Below are 18,995 nucleotides of genomic sequence, written 5' to 3'. Positions count from 1 at the left end.
CTCTGTGCTACCAAATGATTATAGATTTTTTGACAGTTCTTCATAAACACCGGCCCGATGAGCGCTCAAGTAATTCATACAATATAAATCCTGACCCATTAAAGCCTGGGCAGCGAAAATTGTTCCCATCATCCCCCTGTCGGTAGGATTTAAAATATAGCCGTCCATGCCCAATGTCATGGTTTGGACCATGAAGATACGGTTTAATATTTTTCGGTTAGGCAGCCCATAAGACACATTGCTTAACCCACACATAAAGTGGACATTTGGATATTCTTTTTTTACAGCCCTAATCGTTTCGAGAACCTCAATTCCGGCTGCCTCAATACTGCTTATCGGCTTGACAAGCGGGTCAAAATACATATCCTGATCCGGAACCCCAATTGACCGTAGTTTATCATATAGACTTTTAAGCACCCGCATACGGTCAGCGGCTGTTTCTGGAACTCCCTCATCGTCCATGCAGAGTGCCACGATTTTGGCCTTATATTTGGCCAAAAGGGGGCTAATCGCTTCAAAACGTTCCTTCTCATCAGTAATTGAGTTAATCATGGGCTGTCCATACTTACATAGTGCCAGTCCCGCTTCCAAAACCTCAGGATTGGGGCTATCGATGCACAAGGGAACCTGAACTGCTTCCTGGATTGTGTTGATGAGCCATTCCATGGTTTCCTTTTCCTCAAAGACCTTAGTTCCACAATTCACATCCAAATAGTTTGCGCCGGCTTCAACTTGTTCGAACGCTATCTTCTTAATATAGTGTGCGTTACGATTATCCACCGAATCGCTAATAGCTTTTCGGCTGGAATTAATAAGTTCGCCTACAATCAACATGTCCTTTCCTGCCTTTACTTTGTAATACAGATCAAGCAAACGTTAATTATACTTCCATCCCCCCTTCGCCAATTACTTAGATCCTTACAGCATCGTCAAATTAAATGTTTTAATCTTGCTATATCTTAATTCACATTATATACTCTTGTTAAGGCCATTTCATTGATTAAAGTTGCCAATTTATTTCGAAATATTGCTTTAAATATTTCCATGGAGGCTGATTATGAGGGTTAACGAAAAAGGAGTCCTTGAAGGCTCAGAATATTATTTTTTCACTCCCAGCAATCTGGCAAAATCCCTCTTTTTTTATTTGATTTGTACAGGTAAATTCTTCTGCGACCAGAATTACAATGTCGAAAGAGAAAAATACAGCAGTTACCTGCTGATGTTTGTAGTAAAGGGTCAAGGTACAGTCTGTTATAACGACAGGATATATACTGCCAAAGAAAATGATTTAATCATTCTCAATTGTCATAACCCGCATCGGTATTATACGAATACTGAATGGACGACATTGTGGCTCCATTATGACGGTAACATCAGCAAAGAGCTGTTTGACCTTATTTATGATCGTTTCGGATGTGTCATTTCTTTGAGTAATTTGCTAATCATACCTAAGTATCTGAATAGGATTCTTGAAGATGCCAGGGCAGGCAGCCCCCTTTCTGAACCCTTAATGTCATGTTATATCCAGAGGATGCTGTCAGAATTACTGATGCTCTCTGATGATTTTATTTTGCCCGAATCTGATAAATCTGATCCGGTTCTGGAAGCTATAGCATTTATTGAGACTAACTTTAAAGAAAAACTCAGCCTTAAAGTTATTGCGTCCCATGTTAACATGAGTTCTTTCCATTTTGCCAGAACCTTTAAAAAGGATACCGGCTATTCCCCATATGAATATGTCGTGAAAACTCGTTTAAACCATGCTAAAATGCTGCTTAAGAAAACAAATCTTCAGATTAAGGAGATAGCCGCCGAATGCGGGTTTTCTACTGAATCAAATTTTGTGGTCAATTTCCACAATAATATAGGAGTTACACCCGGCGAGTTCAGAAACACACCATTTTAATCACAAAATCAAGGGGATTCCAGCCTTCAGGCAAGAATCCCCTTAATTCGTGATTAGAGACCTTTCATGACAATCAACTTCACCAGATCCACAATACGGTTGGAATAGCCCCATTCATTATCATACCAGGCCAACACTTTAACCATGCGCTCGCCAATTATCATCGTTGATAAGCCATCGACGATGGAGCTGGCTGAGTTGCCATTAAAATCGCGGGAAACGAGAGGCAGCTCTGTATATTCAAGATATCCCTTCAATTTACCCTCTGCCGCTTCACGCAAGGCAGCATTGACCCCTTCCTTGCTGGTTGATTTAGTTAGATTAGCAACAAAATCAACCAAAGAAACATTCGGGGTAGGGACTCTGACGGCCAGTCCATTCATTTTTCCTGCTAATTCCGGTATAACCAAGGTTACCGCTTTGGCTGCACCCGTGGTGGTCGGAATCATGGATTGATAGGCTGCCCGGGATCTGCGCCAGTCGGAATGCTCCAGATCCAAAATCCGTTGGTCATTGGTAACTGAATGAGTCGTAGTCATCATCCCTTGCTCAATTCCAAAAGCATCCAATAAAACTTTGGCAACGGGAGCAAGGCAATTCGTTGTACAAGAAGCATTGGAAATAATATGGTGTTCCTGGGGCTGATACTGATCGTCGTTAACTCCCATAACAATCGTAATGTCTTCGTTTTTAGCCGGAGCAGAGATAACGACTTTCTTTGCCCCCGCTGTCAGATGTTGAGACGCGGCAGCGCGCTTTGTAAAACGTCCGGTTGATTCGATGACAATATCCACTCCCAGTTTGCGCCAAGGCAGATCCAAAGGGTTTCTCTCCGATAAAATAGCAATGGATTTTCCATCGACGAGCATTGTATCTCCGTCAATTTCCACTGAATTAGGGAGAATTCCGTGAAGCGAATCATACTTAAACAGATGAGCCAATAAATCCGGACTTCCTAAATCATTGATGGCAACCACTTCAACCGGGAGGGATTGCTTCAGGATCGCCCGCAATGTCAGCCGGCCAATTCTACCAAATCCATTAATGGCAACGCGAACACTCATCTAAATAACCTCCTGAATCATTTCGATATTATCTTATTCATTGATTCTTTCATGCCGAGATGCACACTGGCAAGCTTAAAGGCTTTGGGCAGGGCCAAAATATTGGGGTTGCTTCCTACATACTTTCCGGCATCCTTTAAAGCCTCTTCAAATGTAGCTCTCGTTTTCATTCCCATACTGCGGGCATAGCCCGGTTCATAAGCGCCTATGATATAGATAGCGGAACAATGTTGTTCTGCTATCTGTCCGCAAGATATCATGGAAAAGGCATGATAAGGATGATAGCCATAATTAAAGCGGTATTTATCAATAAACTCTTGATTATTGGCAAAATACTCACCGTACTTTTCAAGGTCAGGCAGTGTATGGTGGTAGTCCTTTTGGAAAAGGTCATATAAAGCCCTGTAAGACGGAAATTCCTCATCATGAAAATAACCATTGCAGAGTGATGAGCAGATCACCACACAGTTATCTTTTAATACCCTTTTATGTCTGATGATCTGTGCAGATATAGCCTGCATCATTAAAATTGGATTGGTGCCCATGCCGTTTCCATAGTGGAAGGCCTGAGGCATACCGAAAACCAGCACATCATAGTTCTTCTCAGCCCAGGGCACATACGTCCTTTTGTCGGCAATTTCCCACGACAAAGGCTGTATTTCAGCGGCGGACCCGGCAAATACCGCAATCTGCCTCTGCTCGGTATCCAGGACAGCGTCACAGGTAAAGAACTTTTTTCCCATACACTTTTCCATATATCGGCCAATGGAATCAAACTTTCTGCGCATCAGGCTCTGACTGTTTACGGTCGTAAAGTCCGGCCTGTGCATTACATGAGGGACATGGTGTGAAGCAATCGACTTCCAATGGGTGATACCGGTAGCACAGTGTTTGTAGCCGCCTGAATAACCTCCATAAGGATTACCCAGAACATGCCCAATCAGTACGGCGAGATCCGATTCAAAAACCTCACGATTCATGATTACCGGATTGCCCATTTCGTCATGACCCAGGTCAACCAGCTTGCTCCAATCTTCACTGTCATGATTGACAATCTGATTGCTCCACCAAAACTCATGAAAGACCCTTTCTCCCAAAAGGCTCTTGATTTCTTCTCTGGTGTTTTTCCGATGCAGGCCATTGCTGCAAATAAGCTTGATATCCTGTTTTTCGACACCGGCCTGGAGCAATTCCGCAATGATTATGGGAATCGCTATTTTTCTGTGAGAGGTTGCTTGGACCCCTCCTTTGACCCTGTCCGGAAAGACAATGGCCACCTTTGAACCTTTTTGCACTTGTTTGGAAATGGGCGGAACCCCTATAGGATTAAGTATGGATTTTCTAGTTTCTTCTTCAGTGTTCTTAAGGTATTGCGGATCTGGAACAGTCTCCCCTGGTATAAACACATCCGTATGATCCGGCAAATTCGCTGCCATTAAACCTTGTCCGTATTCAAAGGCAATTTCCACGCCAATATGACCTCCCTTAAGACACTTTTTGCTCGCTGCTTATTCAAGGTATTTAGAGATGATTTTTCTTAAATCTTCAGGATAAAATCCAATCTCACCCGTAAATCTTGTCAGAGCCACTAAACCGCCGTCAATGGTGTCGATCTTGGCGATAATCCCGGCGTTCTCTTCCTTTAAACCACCGCCATAAACTACGGAAGGCACAAAATTAAATTCTCTCAGGACGGTCTCTTTGATATAGGTTGACACAAAGGCGATATAGTCACTTCCCGGAGGGGTTTTCCCCGGCCCGATAGCCCATACAGGCTCATAGCCGATAACCAGGCGGCCCTTCAGCTGGTTTTTATCAAACCCTTTTAATCCGTTTAACAACTGAGCTTTCAGGGCTGCTTTGATTGGGGGCTTTTGTTGGTTGAAATCCCCGTCACCTCTATCTTCAGCGGTTTCACCGATGCAAAACAAGACGTTCAACCCTCTGTTCAGGGCGCATTTCAGCTCTTGATTAAGGATTGTGTCAACTGTGGTATTAACAGCTTGCCGCCCCATGTTGCTATGTAAACTCCCAGGATCATAGGCGGCGATAATACCCATTTTATCGTTTCTCTCTTCGCTGTGCCCGATCATCGTCCAACTGCAATTTAAACTTTTGGCTGCGGCAGCCGGCCGGTTGGTGCTGAAAGCCCCGAAGTTGCCGCCCACAACGACATCCTCCCTGAAAACCCCCTGACACCCCACTGCCAAGGATTTCCTCTCCGCTTCGGGGTAGATTTGCAGACGTTTAACAGCACTTACAAGCAAAGACTCGGGAAGCATGAACGATACCCTTACCCCTTCAAGTTTACCAATTTCATAATTGATGCACTCGTCTACAATCCATTCAACCCATTCATCTCCTCTTTCAAACGGACAAACCCCTCCTAAGCTTCTATGGACATCAAACCGTTTAAGATTGATGAATATTTGTTTCATAGATACCTCCTTTGAGTTATTCCTCCATTTTGGAAGGTTTAAGGTCTTTAGATTTCTGTTGCGACATACTTGACATCCATAAATTCCTCAAGTCCTATTCTTGCACCCTCCCGTCCGATGCCGCTTTGTTTTACCCCGCCCATCGGCGCATAGGCCACTGATGGCAAGGCATTATTGAGCCCAATGATTCCGAATTTGAGAGATTCAGTAACCCGGATAGATCGAGATAAATCATTGGTGTAGACATAAGCCGCCAAACCCATATCCGAACTATTTGCTTTTTCAATAACCTCATTCTCATCTGCAAACTTAAATAGTGGCGCAACCGGCGCAAATAATTCTTCTCTGGCGAGCGCTGCGCTTTCCGGTACATTTTCCAGAATAACCGGCGGAACATAATAGCCCTCGGCAGGCACTTCTGCTTTAGGCACTAAAGGCTTAGCTCCAAGTGCTTCCGCCTCACGGATTAAGCTTTCGATTCTTGCTTTGTCCTTTAGATTTACCATTGGCCCCAGATCAAGATCTACCTCTTCAGTCGGATTGCCAATCTTCATCCGCAAAATTTTCTCAGCAAAAAGAGCCGTAAATTTGTCATAAATCCTTTCATGAACATAAAAACGGTTTGCTCCGATGCAGGATTGTCCGTTATTCCTGAATTTCGCTATCATGGCGCCTTCCACAGCCTTTTCTATATCTGCATCGGCAAAGACAATGAAAGGAGCATTTCCGCCTAACTCCAAAGCTAAACGTATTACACCATCTGCCGCTTGACGCATTAAACTGCGTCCCACTGGAGTAGAGCCTGTAAAACTAACGACACGTACTGCAGGGTGTTTCATCATCGCCGCTGTTGTGACCGCAGCCGGTCCTTGGATTGAATTGGCTACTCCCTTGGGAATACCCGCATCCTGCAAACATTTAAACAGCTCTATGAGGCTCAGGGGAGCTACTTCGGAACCCCTGGCCACGACGGTGCAACCTGCAGCCAGAGCAGGAGCCAATTTTCGTGCTTGAATAGAGACGGGGAAATTCCAGGGAGAAAGGCACAGCGCAACTCCCGCTGGCTGTGTATAAACATGATGCCGTTTATTGGCTGCATCACTGGGAATTGATTGACCATACGGTCTGCGTATTTCTTCTGCAAACCATTGGAAGTATTCGGCAGAAAACTTCACTTCACCAACTGCCTGAGGGACGGGTTTTCCTGATTCTGCAGCCAGAATCAGGCCGATGTGATCTGCTCTTTGCCGCAAAAGGTCTGCTGTCCGATTTAAGATATCTGCCCTTTCCCGTACAGATGTTTTTGACCATGCTCCAAATGCGCGATCAGCAGCATCTACGGCTGATAAAGCGTCATCAACCTCGCCGTATCCTATCTCACAAAAAACTTTACCGGTTGCAGGGTTAATTACACCTTTGACTTCTTTATTGATTGCCTCTTGCCATTCTCCATCGATAAAAAGGGACTCTCTTATTTCCTTTTTCATGTGCCTTTTCTCCTATCCTCTTGAATGCTTTAGAGCTATCTGGATTGGCGGTTCACAGGGTTACTTGACAATTGTTCCGCAGCAAGCTTCCATACCTGAAGAGCGCTATTGGCCTCCGCCAAAGGTTCTCCCATTTTGTTTTGCAGCCAAGCAGTAAACGAAGGATCAATTCCGCTCTCTGTCAAATAACAAGGAGCCACTGGGCGTTCCAATCCTGCAACACTTTTCAGATCAACCCACTGTGCCTTGCTGTCTTCGGCAAAATCAACAGTCTGCGCCGGCAAGCCCAGCATGACTTTGCTCTTACCCTGGCCTAAGACCCCGATAGCCTGCTTCCCTAAAAATATAGCTTCCTGGCGGTCACGTTCACACACAGACCAAGTGTTTGCCCGCTGCAAGATTCCCAAAACTTCGCTTCGGGATGGAATCCCCCGGTTACGCAGTTCAGACGACAACATCTGCGCAGCCCCTCCCGGTACCTTGCATCGGCCTATCTCAAATTCGGCAACCGGGCTTCCATCTGCCAAGCGAATCCCTTCGCTGACAATAACCAACAAGCAAGGATGGCGATGTAAATGTTCATCGACTTTAGTGAAAAACTTTTCTAACTCAAAGGGATGTTCCGGCAGGTAAAAATGGAGCGGCGGGTAATCAGGTAAAGAGGTTTGCGCCAAGCTCCCTGCCGCAGCCAACCACCCGACATTCCGCCCCATCACCTCAACAACCCGTACACGCTCAAAGTTACGCATTGCCCAGAGATCTAAAGCCAAAGAGCGAACGGCTTCGCCAATGAATTTGGCGGCACTCAGATAGCCTGGGGAATGATCTGTTCCCCAAAGATCGTTATCCACTGTTTTCGGTATCCCGACAACTTGAACATCCGGGCAGGCTTCGGCAATTTGGTCGGCAGCCCACATCGTCCCGTTACCGCCCACTAAAACCAACTGACTTATTTCTCGCAGCTGCAGATTGCAGCATACCTTTGACAATCTTTCTGGTGTCAGCGGGTATCGTCCCGCCCCCAAAACAGCTCCAGGCTGGGATTTAAGAGCATCTAACTGTGCCTTACTAAGGCCTTCTAAATGCATCACTTGATTCTTAATCAAGCCTTCGATCCCGTTACAAAAGCCTAGAACATGATGATATCGCTCTGAAGAGGCTGCAGCCTCTAAAAAACCCGCCAAGCTCGCATTCAGCACAGAGGTGGGTCCACCAGCCTGGACAATAGCTATATTTGCTTTCACGAAAAATAAACACCTCCGAAGATATTCGCCTAGCTTAATCCCGATTATTATGCGATCAGAGGCCTGCCATAGTGCTAGCCTTTCACCGCGCCCCCGGTCAGTCCTTCGACAAGGTAACGCTGCAGGAAAATAAAGATGATGAGCACAGGAAGGGTGGTAATGAATGAGGCCGCCATCATCCCGCTCCAGTCACTTTTGAACTGTCCGGAGAAGGCCATAACCATTCCGGCCGGCAGGGTTTTCATGGCGATTTCATTCGTAAGTGTTAAGGGGAAGAGTAAATTATTCCAAGCATCGAGGAAAGCAAAGATGCCTGTAGCCACAATCCCCGGAGTTATCAGAGGCAGGACCACAGTCCGCAAGGCTTGCATACGGCTGCACCCGTCAACCATCGCGGCTTGTTCAACCTCAACTGGAACGGAATCGATAAATCCTTTGATCATCCAAATCCCGAAGGGCAAGGCAAAGGATGTGAAAGCAATAACCATGCCCAAGTAGGTATTGAGTAAATGAGCTTTTACATAAAGGAGATAAAGCGGTGCCAGCATGACAACTAAAGGAAACATTTGGGTCACCAGCACACTGACAAGTATCTGATCGCGGAACTTGAACTTCAGACGCGATAAGGCATATCCCGCAAAGACGGCCAGCACAGTGGTCAGGACAACGGTCAATAAAGCAGTGATAAAACTGTTGAAGAAAAAACGAGGAATGGGATTGATTCCCGAAGCTAAGCCAATGTAATTTTCTAAGGTCGGTTGTGAAGGCCATAACTCTGGAGGCATCTTAAAGACATCCAAGTTCGTTTTAAAGGAAGTCGATACCATCCAAAAGATTGGAAACAGGGTCCAAGCCATGATAAATGCCACCGAGCCCCACACAAATGTTGCCCAGCCTAATGATAATCTCCGTCGAAACATTCTGTTGACCTCCTCATACATTATTCGTTAGCTTGAGTGATTATATGGAATCCTGCTTAGAAAGAACTTTTATATATAGACTTGAAAGCAGCAATAATACCAGACACCAGACAACACCCACAGCAGAGGCATAACCGATATTGAACTGTTCAAAGGCGAGACGGTAAATATAGATGACAAAAGTCGTTGTCGAGTAGACCGGGCCACCACCGGTCATGGTGTAGATCAAAGGGAAGTTATTGAAATTACGAATAATCATCAGCAAGCTGGTAATGATGAGAATCCCGCGCAAAAAGGGTAATGTAACGTGAATGAATTCCTGCCACCGACTTGCCCCTTCAACAATCGCAGCCTCCTTAATCTCTGCTGGAATTGCTTTGAGACCAGCCGTAAACATCAGAATATAGAACGGCACTTGATTCCATATATTGGCGACTATCACAGCAATTCCTGCCAACTGATCATTCATCAGCCAAGGTAAGAATTCTTTAATTATTCCGGCACGTTCTAAGATCACATTAGCTACCCCTACTTGTACATCAAAAATCAACATAAACAAAAAACCGACGATAACCCCGGGAATAAGCCAAGGGATCAAGATGACTCCCCGTAAGCCGGCTAAGCGTTTGGGCAACTGATCCAGTGTGATTGCTCCAATCAGGCCAACAATAATACTGATAACAAGAGAGACACCTGTAAATACGACAGTATTTTTCAAGGACAGCCAAAATACATCATCATTGATCATCTTGCCGTAATTGCCGAGAACATTAAGCTTTATCTCATCAGGCCTGGTTAACTCATAATTAAATAGGGATAGTACTAAAGAACTTATTAAAGGATAAAGTATGACCAGACCAAGGACAAACACCGAAGGAAAGATCAATTTCACATGGAGTGGTATTTGCACCTTTCCTATACCTCTGGGGTTATCCTGGCTTTCCAGTCGATTCGCCATTGCCGTTCCCCTCCTATGCCAGTTGCATATTTAGCCTTTCTGACTAAAGTATCTTACCGTCGACAACTGTTGCAGTCATGACTCTTTGTTGGGTATGCGCATCAAACAAGTGAATATTTCCCTGATGAGGTCTTACTTTAATCAGAGAGCCTATCTCAGGTTCCACTTCATAGCCATTTTGCTTGATCACAATTTCTTCATCGGTGCCGAACCTAGCATGGATAATGATCTCCGCCCCCACATGTTCCACAACTTCGACCCTGCAGGCCAGGCAATTCCTGGTCTCAGTTGAGTCAACCCAAACAAAGCCTTCCGGCCGAACTCCCAGGAAGGCCTCAAATTTCCCGAGTGATTGCAAGCCCCCTTGCAAAGGCAAGTGAATTGTCAGCTCCGGTGCCTTGAAGCACACCATGTCATTAACCTCAACAACACCTTTGATAAAATTCATCGGTGGGGAGCCGACAAAACCTGCCACAAATTTGTTGGCAGGGTAACCGTAAATATCCTTGGGGGAACCAACTTGTTGAACCAGGCCATCTTTCATGACCACGAGACGTGAACCCATGGTCATGGCTTCAATCTGATCATGGGTTACATAAATAACCGTAATTTTGAGTTTTTGATGGAGTTTTATAAGTTCGGCTCTGGTCTGGACCCGCAGTTTAGCATCAAGATTACTTAAAGGTTCGTCCATTAAGAAAGCCTGAGGATGCCTGACAATGGCCCGCCCTAAAGCAACTCTCTGCCGTTGTCCTCCGGATAATTCTTTAGGATAACGATTAAGATACTGAGATATGCCCAACATTTCCGCAGTCTCTTTAACTGCGGCGTCGATCTCCTGCTTGGACCTCTTCCTGATGCGTAAACCAAAAGCCATGTTGTCATAAACGTTTTTGTGGGGATATAAGGCATAACTCTGAAAAACCATAGCGATATCCCGATCTTTGGGTTCAAGCTTGGTGACATTGCGTTCCCCGATAAATATGTTCCCTTCAGATGGTGCCTCCAACCCGCAGATCATCCGCAAAGTCGTCGTCTTGCCGCATCCGGAAGGCCCGACGAGAACCAGAAACTCTCCGTCCTCAATGATGAGATCAGTAGGGGCTACAGCTGTTGTGGTGCCGTAGACTTTCGAGACACCCTGCAACTTAATTCCTGCCAATTATTTTCCCTCCAGTTAACTTCAAATTTAAAGAAGCGGGGCAGAAGATTTATCAATATCCTACTAAAACCTTATACCCAGACGATAATAACCAAAATGTATATCTTAATATGCAATAATGCAATATTACAATATTCAAAAGTATACAGCCTTTATTTTTCGAGAATAAGTGGACGCAAAAAGTTGATGTTACCTGCTTTTACTGTTGTAGTAGGCCACCATGAAGGTACTGTCGTCATTGATTTAAGACCGGTAGGAGTGACAAGGCAAGTATCCTCGCATTTGGTGTTTTCCACTGTGGGATTCCAGGCCAGCATCTGACGGTCTTGCATGACCTCCCGCCTGCCTTCACCTGCTCTGAACTCACGTGGTGCATAACCGATGGCACCCCCCTGGTGATGACGCTTCCACTCTTCCGGATGTCCCAAATCCGCGTAAGCGTTGATGCCCTGCTGAAAAACCTTCTGACTGTCTGCATCGACAACACTGTTCTCCCAATAGGTCCTTTCCACGGCCAAACAGCAATTATAGTTCTGTCGCAAAGCTTCCGGAACCCTTCCAAAATAAATCGATCGGGTTAAAGCCATGTGCAGACCGCATTGTTCACCAACCAGACCAATGATCACATAGTTACACACTGGGTTTAAGGTAGGCAGCGGATGTTTGAATCTTGTGCGATCATCGGCACCTACCAAGAGCACACTGGCCCTTACGCCCTGCTTAAGCAGCCTGTTTGACAGTTCAACTTGAATATTCCATTCCGACCAGCCGGGAACAATGGCTTGGCAAACCGCAGCAAGATCATCTGAACAAATCGCCGCCAACTTCTCAGCCCTTTCCACCTCATGGTCAGTCAAACTAAAGCGGAGCCTCTTGAGCTCAGCCTCGATCACCGGCCAATTCCCCAAAGGAATATCGGAGCCGATCTTCTTATTCCCGACTAACCTGGCTATTGCTTGTTGCCGATCCTCATACCATTCGTAAGTCCAAGGCTCAAAACCTAAATCTGCAACCTGCTCCAACATTAACCTCTCGATTTCATTTTGGGGAGCGACCAGGAACTTTCGCCCCTCAACAATTACCAAGGCGGCAGCGCCTGTTTCCTGACCCCAAACAACCCGGTTATTGCTCCCGGCAGTCAACCACGCAAAATTTGCTGCCCGGGAAAGACAAATGCCCTCAAGTTCATTTTCCTCCATCATACTTAACAGCCTTTGTTCCTTAATTGCGATTTCTTCCTGCTTTTTGGACATTTCTTCCTCCGTTAAAAAGTGATCATTCTCAAGCCAAGGAGCTCAGCTATTTCCCTGAATTCACCGGTTAAGTCGCCGTAAGTCACGATATAATGATGCTCGATTCCTTCACATAGGATTGTGTCCAGGGTTTCTTCCACAGAGCCGGAAATTTGGATAGGCAAGCTGTTGCCGCTATAGAGCAGATCCGTTTCAATACCCGTGCCGGACCCCAGGAAAAGCCTCAAGTTTCCATTATGATCGCTGCTTAAACGGCTTACCGTCACTGGGCCGCCTTTTAAAGGGAAATACATGGCTAAGGGCGTTTTGCGATTCGGGTGAACCCCGGCCACAGGATTTGTTCCTGGTGCTGCCAGGGACAGCGGTCCATTGCCGCAATGCCAAAAGATCAACTGGTTTTGTTCTTCTTCTGCACCGACTAAATCAGCAATAAAGTTGGCTTGGGAAGACAGGTAGGACCCGAGGAGCATGGTCACTGCGCCATTAACATCCGCCTCACAGGCCGCCACAATTCCCTCATCGTTTAGCCGGCTCAAAGCATAACAAACAGCTCCTCCAAAACCCGCCATAAATTCCGGCCAACATTCCACAGCAACTGCGTCAAGAGCTTTCTGAGCAATCAGCTCTTTGAGGGCCAGATAGGCTTGAACTGATTTACTGGTGGAGACCATTTCTAAACCTTCCACGCCAACCAAAGTGTTGATAAATGGCTGGATATCCTTGATCTCCATCTTTTGAGCCAGAGAAAATACTTCGCTAAGCGATAAATACTCGACAGTAATGCCAAATTGTTTGCGCAGCAATATTTCATTAAAATTTGAGGGGTAGTAACCTGAAGGACGGTGTCCAAACAACCCTATGCGTTTTCCTTTCAGCCACTTGACAGCCCCGGCAGCCCGGGCGAAAGACGTGACTTTCTTTATAACTGCCGGGGAACCGGGACTTCCATATACCCCTTTAAATTTTATACCTGCATTGACGAGGGTGTGCGCTCCCAAGTTGAGACCGCAGAAAGAATTGAGGCTCAGCCGCCCGCCGGTGGGCTGCTCTTTGGTCGCCCAAATCATAATGGGCAAATTGATATTACTGGCCAGATTAAGGATCAAAGAGGCATCACAGAAAGTTCCCTGCACGACAATCAGCCCATGTAAATCCTGATGGCTGTTGACGGATTCTGCGAGGGATAATGCTTCGGCATCTGTGGAGACAGGCAGCTCAAACACTTGTGTGGCAATACCTGCCTCCTTTAAGGAGTCTTGTACCTTGTTGAAGAAATTCTTAGCCAAATCCACATCAAATTGAGGTCTGACAAAGAAAGCTAGACCGATCTTGGAACTACTCTTAATCATAGTCTGCGTTTTTCATTCCTTTCTTTAGTAAACTAACTGTTTATGCCCGGTTTTCATGTGAAGCAGCAGAAATTCTTTAATGTGAATCCTTTGGGGATAGCACAAGAGCTTTGGAATAACGATGAGGGGAGGGCAGCGGAGTAATCCGCTTGCCGGTCCCCTAAAAAAATGTTGTCTTGACACGATTACTTATAGTTCTGCAGTTTTGTCTGTAGGCTATTGAGAATATCCGGAACGGGTTTGCTTGTGGTGATGATTTCCTGCATGCTGGTCATGACGTCAGTAGCGTATTTACTGTAATCTGGTCCCCAGGGGGGCCGAACTTCAGTTTGCAGAATCTTTTCGCTGAAGGCTTTCAGGGAAGGGTCCTTAAAGGAATCTGGAAAACGTTCGCCGGCACTTTGAACGACAGGTACGTAACCAAAGGGAATTACGTAGTTTTTGAGGGAATAATCATCACCGGCTAAGAACTCAGCGAATTTGGCCGCTGCTTCCTTATGTTCGGAGGACTTTAAGATAACCAGGTTGTGGTCACCAGGAACGGAGTAACTTAGATTATCCGCACCAACAGGCATGGTTGTCACGGCCCACATTTCATTGAATTCTTCATCACTCATTTTGTTGGATTTGTCATAAGTTTGGACAATTCCTTTAAAACATGGCTGATCAATGCCGAAAAGCAAGTTGTTTTGGGCGGCCAGAGCTCTGAATTCACCTAATTTTTTACCTGGCAGAGTATAGCCTTTTTTAAGTAAATCTCGCAGCCATTCAGCATAAGGTTCCATTTGGCTGGGTTGGATCCTATTTTCACTAATTGCCCCAAAAGCATTCATCAATGGCCACTCTTGCTCTAAGCCCATGGTACGGATCGTTGTATCAATTTGCAGCATCACGACGCTGTTAGGCAGCTTTTGCTTGGCAATGTCCATGGCTTTGTTCAGTTCATCCAAAGTTTGGGGTGGATTGTTAGGATCCAATCCGGCATCTTGCATGAGTTTTTTGTTATACCAGAAACCCATCGGCTGCCCCGCCCAAGGAATTGTATAGTGCTGGTTATCCTTGAGCCCTAGGTCATAGACCGTCTTATTCAAATCAGCTTTGAATCCTTCCGACAAAAGGTTGTCAGTCGGCTCCAATGCCCCCATGTAAGCTAAACTCATGCCGTCGCCATTAGTAATCTGAGCAATATCCGGCGCGTTTCCTGCGTTATTCATAATCGTCAACTGATTTAAAACATCACTAAAAGGCATCGGCACATTCTTGACTTTAATCGTCGGATTTTGTTTCTCGAATTCACTGATCATATCCAGCGTTAATTGTTTAGTTGCTTCTTCGGCACTTGCCCAGTTTACAAAGGTGATGGTTATCTGTTCTTGGCCCTTAGCATCGCTTTGATCAACCGTGCTAGTATCGCTTTTTCCGCAAGCAGCAGTGCCTAAAATCAGCAGTGCGCATATCATGGTTAAGCTAATTACCTTTTTAAAAAACATACTTTTAACCCCTTTCGAGTTTTCATTGTTTTAGTTTAGCCTATCCGACATATGATTTTGTCATCATTTCGCGATAAAATTTCTAAAGCGACTTGCCAATGAATCAACTTTCTCTTATTAAGTGAAAGAGTTCTTATGCAGGGGCAAAAACATCTCTGTGTACCATGCCCGGCCACAAACTTTGTCACCGATTAGCTCTAAACAACTTGCTATAGATCCTTTGCTGACACCTCCTTTACGAATAGGCTTACGATAGTTCACCTTCTATGTCCCACCTAAACTGCGGAGCCTTGGTATAATCCCCCCTTAAAATAACTTCGTTGAATAGGCAAAAAATACGTTCCGCTCTTAACTTAATTTGGAAACTGACAAAAAGCATTAGTTGCTGTAACCTTACTTGGTAAGGTTACAAAATTCACTAATAGGGTTACGAATTAAGAGAGGAAAAGACCTTCAATGTTTCTGCCGGTATTCTGTTGCAAGGAGATCTTGTACTTATATCTATCTGCGCGATATGAGTTAAGCGAGAGCTCTACAGGTTGTTCTCCGCAGTAACCAATACGGTTCATTGTAAGGATCGGAAAACCAGTTCTGACTCCAAGATGCTGCGCCACCTTTTTATGGGCAATTCCCGCACCTATCGTTTGTTCCGCATTGGTCAAGACCAGGCCCAATTCCTTGGCAGCAATAGCGTACAGACCAATTTCCGTCAAGTCAAAGGCGGCCATCCGAGAGCCATATTCATACGGCCAATAACTTTGTAGATAAACTATAGGCTCATTATTTAGCTTTTGTACCTTTTCGATCAGAAACAGTTTTTGCTCGTTAAAAATTTTTAATTCAGGAACTCTTTCTAATTCTTTGGCCGTTACGTCGATGGGACGGAGATCGATCAACTCGGCGCTCGGCGAAAGCCCTCGACTGGCCATTTCTTCAAAGAAACCCGTCAGTAGACCCAATGTTTCTTCGACAGGCTTATTCTTGACAAATGTTCCTTTGCCTGCTTTGCGATCGAGTAATCCTTCCTGAACTAATTGTCCCACGGAACGCCTGACAGTTGTGCTGCTTACGCCATACTGCAGCATTAAATCTTTATCGGTAGGGAAAGCGTCTCCCAAATTCCAGACTCCATCCCTAAGGGCATTCCGTAAAGTCGTTGTTAGTTGATGATGTAAAGGTATAGATTCTGTTTTCTTTAGTTCCATTTTTCTTAACTTCCTCACTCAAATATTATAATATTGCAATATTATAATATTGCATATTTACAAGATAATTTTAGTATGTTAGTATTGCTCTGTCAATAAGATTTTAAGAAAATTCTCACATTAAAAATTTCATAAGGGGGAGTAACAATGTTAGAACCATCTATTCAATTGCTTAACAAGGCCAGACAAGGACATTATGCCGTTCCAGCCTTCAATTTCCATAACTTAGAGATAATGCAGGCTATCATTAAAACAGCTGAAAAACAACAGTCTCCGGTAATTCTCCAAATTACTCCAACCTATCTGGAAAAGATCGGGGATATCGCTGCGACGGCGATGGCCCGCGCAGCAGCCAAAGAGGCTAAAGTCCCTGTCGCTTTGCATCTGGACCACAGCAACAGCCTGTCGTGGATTAAATGGGCATTGGCTCATGGTTTTACTTCAGTCATGATTGACGCCTCCACACTTCCTTTAAATGAAAATATTGCCTATGCCCGGCAAACTGTTGAGTGGGCTCATGCACATGGGGCTGCGGTCGAGGCGGAATTAGGGCATATCGGGGGAATTGAGGATGGGCAGGAAACGGGAACTAACCCTAACATGGGTCTAGCCGACCCTGTCGAAGCAGTCAAGCTGGTAACTGAGAGCGGTATAGATGCTTTTGCTCCTGCCGTAGGCACCGCCCATGGCTTGTATAAACTTCCGCCGAACATTAATTTTTCCTTGATCGATACACTTTCTTCCCTAGTTAATGTACCATTGGTTCTCCACGGCGGTTCGGGAATTCCTGATGATATGATCCGCAAGGCCATTGAGAAAGGGATTGCCAAGGTCAATATCGGTACAGAATTAAAAGTAACTTGGGCCAAAGCCATGACTGAAGCCCTAATCACCGAACAGGAACCCTGGAAAACAGCTCTCAAGGTGCATGAAGAAGTAGGACAAGTAGTTGCGCATAAAATCAGCTTATGCGGGTCTAACGGCAAAGCATAAATCGTGTTTTACGCACCAAAGCCGGCCCTTGATTTCTATCAAGGGCCGGCTTTGGTAGTTTGGACTCTCCAGATCGTATGATCACAGCTTTCACCCCAATAATCCCTGTAAGGAAAGATTAGCGCCTACTTTGCTTTGGGGCAAATTACGCACTGGTGCGTAATTTGCCCCAAAGCAAAAAGACCATCTTACTCGATGGTCTCTTGCACTACCTGGCAACGACTTACTTTCCCAGGACCCTGCGGTCCAAGTATCATCAGCCCTGGAGGTCTTAACTTCCGTGTTCGGGATGGGAACGGGTGGGACCCCTCCGGTATAGTCACCAGATCCTTTGAAGTTTCAGTGTTCCTCTCGGAACTCTGTTCCCTCAAAACTGCACAGATCCTCTTCCACTGTAATTTAGTCTTTCATCGTCCTCACTGCAGATTTGAGCCCTTCAGTGAGGTCCTTTTTCGTTGCGCTTCGTTAGGTCAAGCCCTCGACCGATTAGTACCCGTCAGCTCCATACCTCACGGCACTTCCACTCCGGGCCTATCTACCTGATCATCTTTCAGGGGTCTTACCAGATTACTCTGTGGGAAATCTCATCTTGAGGCCGGTTTCGCGCTTAGATGCTTTCAGCGCTTATCCGCTCCGGATATAGCTACCCAGCACTGCCTCTGGCGAGACAACTGGTACACCAGTGATCCGTCCAACCCGGTCCTCTCGTACTAGGGTCAGTTCCTCTCAAATTTCCTGCGCCTGCGACGGATAGGGACCGAACTGTCTCACGACGTTCTGAACCCAGCTCACGTACCGCTTTAATGGGCGAACAGCCCAACCCTTGGGACCTACTACAGCCCCAGGATGCGATGAGCCGACATCGAGGTGCCAAACCTCCCCGTCGATATGGACTCTTGGGGGAGATAAGCCTGTTATCCCCAGGGTAGCTTTTATCCGTTGAGCGATGGCCCTTCCACTCGGTACCACCGGATCACTAAGCCCGACTTTCGTCCCTGCTCGACTTGTTGGTCTCGCAGTCAAGCTCCCTTGTGCCTTTACACTCTTCGCGCGATTTCCATCCGCGCTGAGGGAACCTTTGGGCGCCTCCGTTACTCTTTAGGAGGCGACCGCCCCAGTCAAACTGCCCACCTGACACGGTCCTCAACCCCGATTCAGGGGCCTAAGTTAGAACTTCAGTACAAAAAGAGTGGTATCCCACCATTGACTCCACCAAGGCTGGCGCCCTAGCTTCTCAGTCTCCCACCTATCCTGTACATTTTATACCAAAGTCCAATGTCAAGCTACAGTAAAGCTCCATGGGGTCTTTCTGTCCTGTCGCAGGTAACCCGCATCTTCACGGGTATTACAATTTCGCCGAGTCCCTCGTTGAGACAGTGTCCAGATCGTTACGCCTTTCGTGCGGGTCAGAACTTACCTGACAAGGAATTTCGCTACCTTAGGACCGTTATAGTTACGGCCGCCGTTTACTGGGGCTTCAATTCAAAGCTTCGCCTTACGGCTAACCTCTCCTCTTAACCTTCCAG

15 protein-coding genes and 2 rRNA genes (1 of these 17 only partly in view) are annotated in these 18,995 nt (G+C 45.8%); 2 read left to right on the top strand and 15 right to left on the bottom strand.

Going from position 1 to position 18,995, the window contains the following annotated elements; genetic code table 11:
- Nucleotides 1–18: 18 nt before the first annotated feature.
- Entirely contained in the window at nt 19–834 is an 816-nt protein-coding gene (locus DHAF_RS13245; protein WP_015944137.1) for a methyltetrahydrofolate cobalamin methyltransferase, read from the bottom strand.
- 223 nt (nt 835–1,057) lie between these two features.
- On the opposite strand from DHAF_RS13245, the gene DHAF_RS13240 reads away from it, so the two are divergent.
- The gene (locus DHAF_RS13240) at nt 1,058–1,906 is read left to right on the top strand and encodes an AraC family transcriptional regulator (RefSeq protein WP_005811435.1); all 849 of its coding nucleotides are present in this window, start codon (nt 1,058–1,060) and stop codon (nt 1,904–1,906) included.
- A 53-nt stretch (nt 1,907–1,959) separates the two neighbouring features.
- On the opposite strand, the gene gap is transcribed toward DHAF_RS13240, so the two are convergent.
- The 12 genes from gap to DHAF_RS13180 all read right to left on the bottom strand — a co-directional run bounded on the left by gap (nt 1,960) and on the right by DHAF_RS13180 (nt 16,476).
- Nucleotides 1,960–2,970 (bottom strand): type I glyceraldehyde-3-phosphate dehydrogenase, encoded by a 1,011-nt coding sequence (gene gap / locus DHAF_RS13235; protein ID WP_015944136.1) that lies wholly within the window; start codon nt 2,968–2,970, stop codon nt 1,960–1,962.
- A gap of 17 nt (nt 2,971–2,987) precedes the next feature.
- Nucleotides 2,988–4,439, bottom strand: coding sequence for a lactate racemase domain-containing protein (locus tag DHAF_RS13230; protein WP_015944135.1), 1,452 nt, complete (start codon nt 4,437–4,439; stop codon nt 2,988–2,990).
- Between the two features lie 39 nt (nt 4,440–4,478).
- On the bottom strand, nt 4,479–5,408 hold the full coding sequence (locus DHAF_RS13225; RefSeq protein ID WP_015944134.1) for a triose-phosphate isomerase: 930 nt from the start codon (nt 5,406–5,408) through the stop codon (nt 4,479–4,481).
- Nucleotides 5,409–5,455: 47 nt separating this feature from the next.
- Nucleotides 5,456–6,895: an NAD-dependent succinate-semialdehyde dehydrogenase gene (locus DHAF_RS13220; protein ID WP_015944133.1), complete on the bottom strand. Its 1,440-nt coding sequence runs from the start codon at nt 6,893–6,895 to the stop codon at nt 5,456–5,458.
- A 35-nt stretch (nt 6,896–6,930) separates the two neighbouring features.
- Complete coding sequence (locus DHAF_RS13215; protein ID WP_005816115.1) at nt 6,931–8,139, bottom strand: 6-phosphofructokinase; 1,209 nt, start codon at nt 8,137–8,139, stop codon at nt 6,931–6,933.
- Nucleotides 8,140–8,213: 74 nt separating this feature from the next.
- A complete protein-coding gene (locus DHAF_RS13210; RefSeq protein ID WP_015944132.1) occupies nt 8,214–9,059 on the bottom strand; it encodes a carbohydrate ABC transporter permease in 846 nt (281 codons plus the stop codon).
- A 40-nt stretch (nt 9,060–9,099) separates the two neighbouring features.
- Nucleotides 9,100–10,017, bottom strand: coding sequence for a carbohydrate ABC transporter permease (locus tag DHAF_RS13205; RefSeq protein WP_015944131.1), 918 nt, complete (start codon nt 10,015–10,017; stop codon nt 9,100–9,102).
- A 43-nt stretch (nt 10,018–10,060) separates the two neighbouring features.
- A complete protein-coding gene (locus DHAF_RS13200) occupies nt 10,061–11,179 on the bottom strand; it encodes an ABC transporter ATP-binding protein (RefSeq protein ID WP_015944130.1) in 1,119 nt (372 codons plus the stop codon).
- Nucleotides 11,180–11,331: 152 nt separating this feature from the next.
- Entirely contained in the window at nt 11,332–12,432 is a 1,101-nt protein-coding gene (locus tag DHAF_RS13195; RefSeq protein WP_015944129.1) for a M24 family metallopeptidase, read from the bottom strand.
- A gap of 11 nt (nt 12,433–12,443) precedes the next feature.
- Nucleotides 12,444–13,781 (bottom strand): L-fucose/L-arabinose isomerase family protein, encoded by a 1,338-nt coding sequence (locus DHAF_RS13190; RefSeq protein WP_015944128.1) that lies wholly within the window; start codon nt 13,779–13,781, stop codon nt 12,444–12,446.
- A gap of 185 nt (nt 13,782–13,966) precedes the next feature.
- Nucleotides 13,967–15,271, bottom strand: a complete 1,305-nt coding sequence (locus DHAF_RS13185; protein WP_015944127.1) for an extracellular solute-binding protein — start codon at nt 15,269–15,271, stop codon at nt 13,967–13,969.
- Nucleotides 15,272–15,705: 434 nt separating this feature from the next.
- Nucleotides 15,706–16,476 (bottom strand): GntR family transcriptional regulator, encoded by a 771-nt coding sequence (locus DHAF_RS13180; RefSeq protein WP_005816105.1) that lies wholly within the window; start codon nt 16,474–16,476, stop codon nt 15,706–15,708.
- Nucleotides 16,477–16,623: 147 nt separating this feature from the next.
- Between DHAF_RS13180 and DHAF_RS13175 the strand changes: the two genes are divergently transcribed.
- Complete coding sequence (locus DHAF_RS13175; RefSeq protein ID WP_015944126.1) at nt 16,624–17,469, top strand: class II fructose-bisphosphate aldolase; 846 nt, start codon at nt 16,624–16,626, stop codon at nt 17,467–17,469.
- Nucleotides 17,470–17,679: 210 nt separating this feature from the next.
- Here DHAF_RS13175 and rrf read toward each other — a convergent pair.
- Together rrf and DHAF_RS13165 are read right to left on the bottom strand one after the other, a co-directional pair.
- Nucleotides 17,680–17,796 (bottom strand): 5S ribosomal RNA (rrf, locus tag DHAF_RS13170).
- 139 nt (nt 17,797–17,935) lie between these two features.
- Nucleotides 17,936–18,995: ribosomal RNA gene (locus tag DHAF_RS13165) — 23S ribosomal RNA — on the bottom strand (it continues 1,854 nt past the right edge of the window).

The organism is Desulfitobacterium hafniense DCB-2 (assembly GCF_000021925.1).
In the GTDB taxonomy this organism is placed as follows: Bacteria; Bacillota; Desulfitobacteriia; order Desulfitobacteriales; family Desulfitobacteriaceae; genus Desulfitobacterium; species Desulfitobacterium hafniense.
The sequence above is the reverse complement of the archived record's forward strand: the minus strand, read 5'-3'. Positions and strand labels throughout refer to the sequence as shown.

Excerpts from the sequence above, each read along its gene's own strand:
- DHAF_RS13205 (WP_015944131.1), bottom strand. The coding sequence starts at position 10,017 with ATGGCGAATCGACTGGAAAGCCAGGATAACCCCAGAGGTATAGGAAAG.
- DHAF_RS13220 (WP_015944133.1), bottom strand. The coding sequence starts at position 6,895 with ATGAAAAAGGAAATAAGAGAGTCCCTTTTTATCGATGGAGAATGGCAA.
- DHAF_RS13245 (WP_015944137.1), bottom strand. The coding sequence starts at position 834 with ATGTTGATTGTAGGCGAACTTATTAATTCCAGCCGAAAAGCTATTAGC.
- DHAF_RS13190 (WP_015944128.1), bottom strand. The coding sequence starts at position 13,781 with ATGATTAAGAGTAGTTCCAAGATCGGTCTAGCTTTCTTTGTCAGACCT.
- DHAF_RS13225 (WP_015944134.1), bottom strand. The coding sequence starts at position 5,408 with ATGAAACAAATATTCATCAATCTTAAACGGTTTGATGTCCATAGAAGC.
- DHAF_RS13185 (WP_015944127.1), bottom strand. The coding sequence starts at position 15,271 with ATGTTTTTTAAAAAGGTAATTAGCTTAACCATGATATGCGCACTGCTG.
- DHAF_RS13195 (WP_015944129.1), bottom strand. The coding sequence starts at position 12,432 with ATGTCCAAAAAGCAGGAAGAAATCGCAATTAAGGAACAAAGGCTGTTA.
- gap (WP_015944136.1), bottom strand. The coding sequence starts at position 2,970 with ATGAGTGTTCGCGTTGCCATTAATGGATTTGGTAGAATTGGCCGGCTG.
- DHAF_RS13175 (WP_015944126.1), top strand. The coding sequence starts at position 16,624 with ATGTTAGAACCATCTATTCAATTGCTTAACAAGGCCAGACAAGGACAT.
- DHAF_RS13180 (WP_005816105.1), bottom strand. The coding sequence starts at position 16,476 with ATGGAACTAAAGAAAACAGAATCTATACCTTTACATCATCAACTAACA.
- DHAF_RS13240 (WP_005811435.1), top strand. The coding sequence starts at position 1,058 with ATGAGGGTTAACGAAAAAGGAGTCCTTGAAGGCTCAGAATATTATTTT.
- DHAF_RS13210 (WP_015944132.1), bottom strand. The coding sequence starts at position 9,059 with ATGTTTCGACGGAGATTATCATTAGGCTGGGCAACATTTGTGTGGGGC.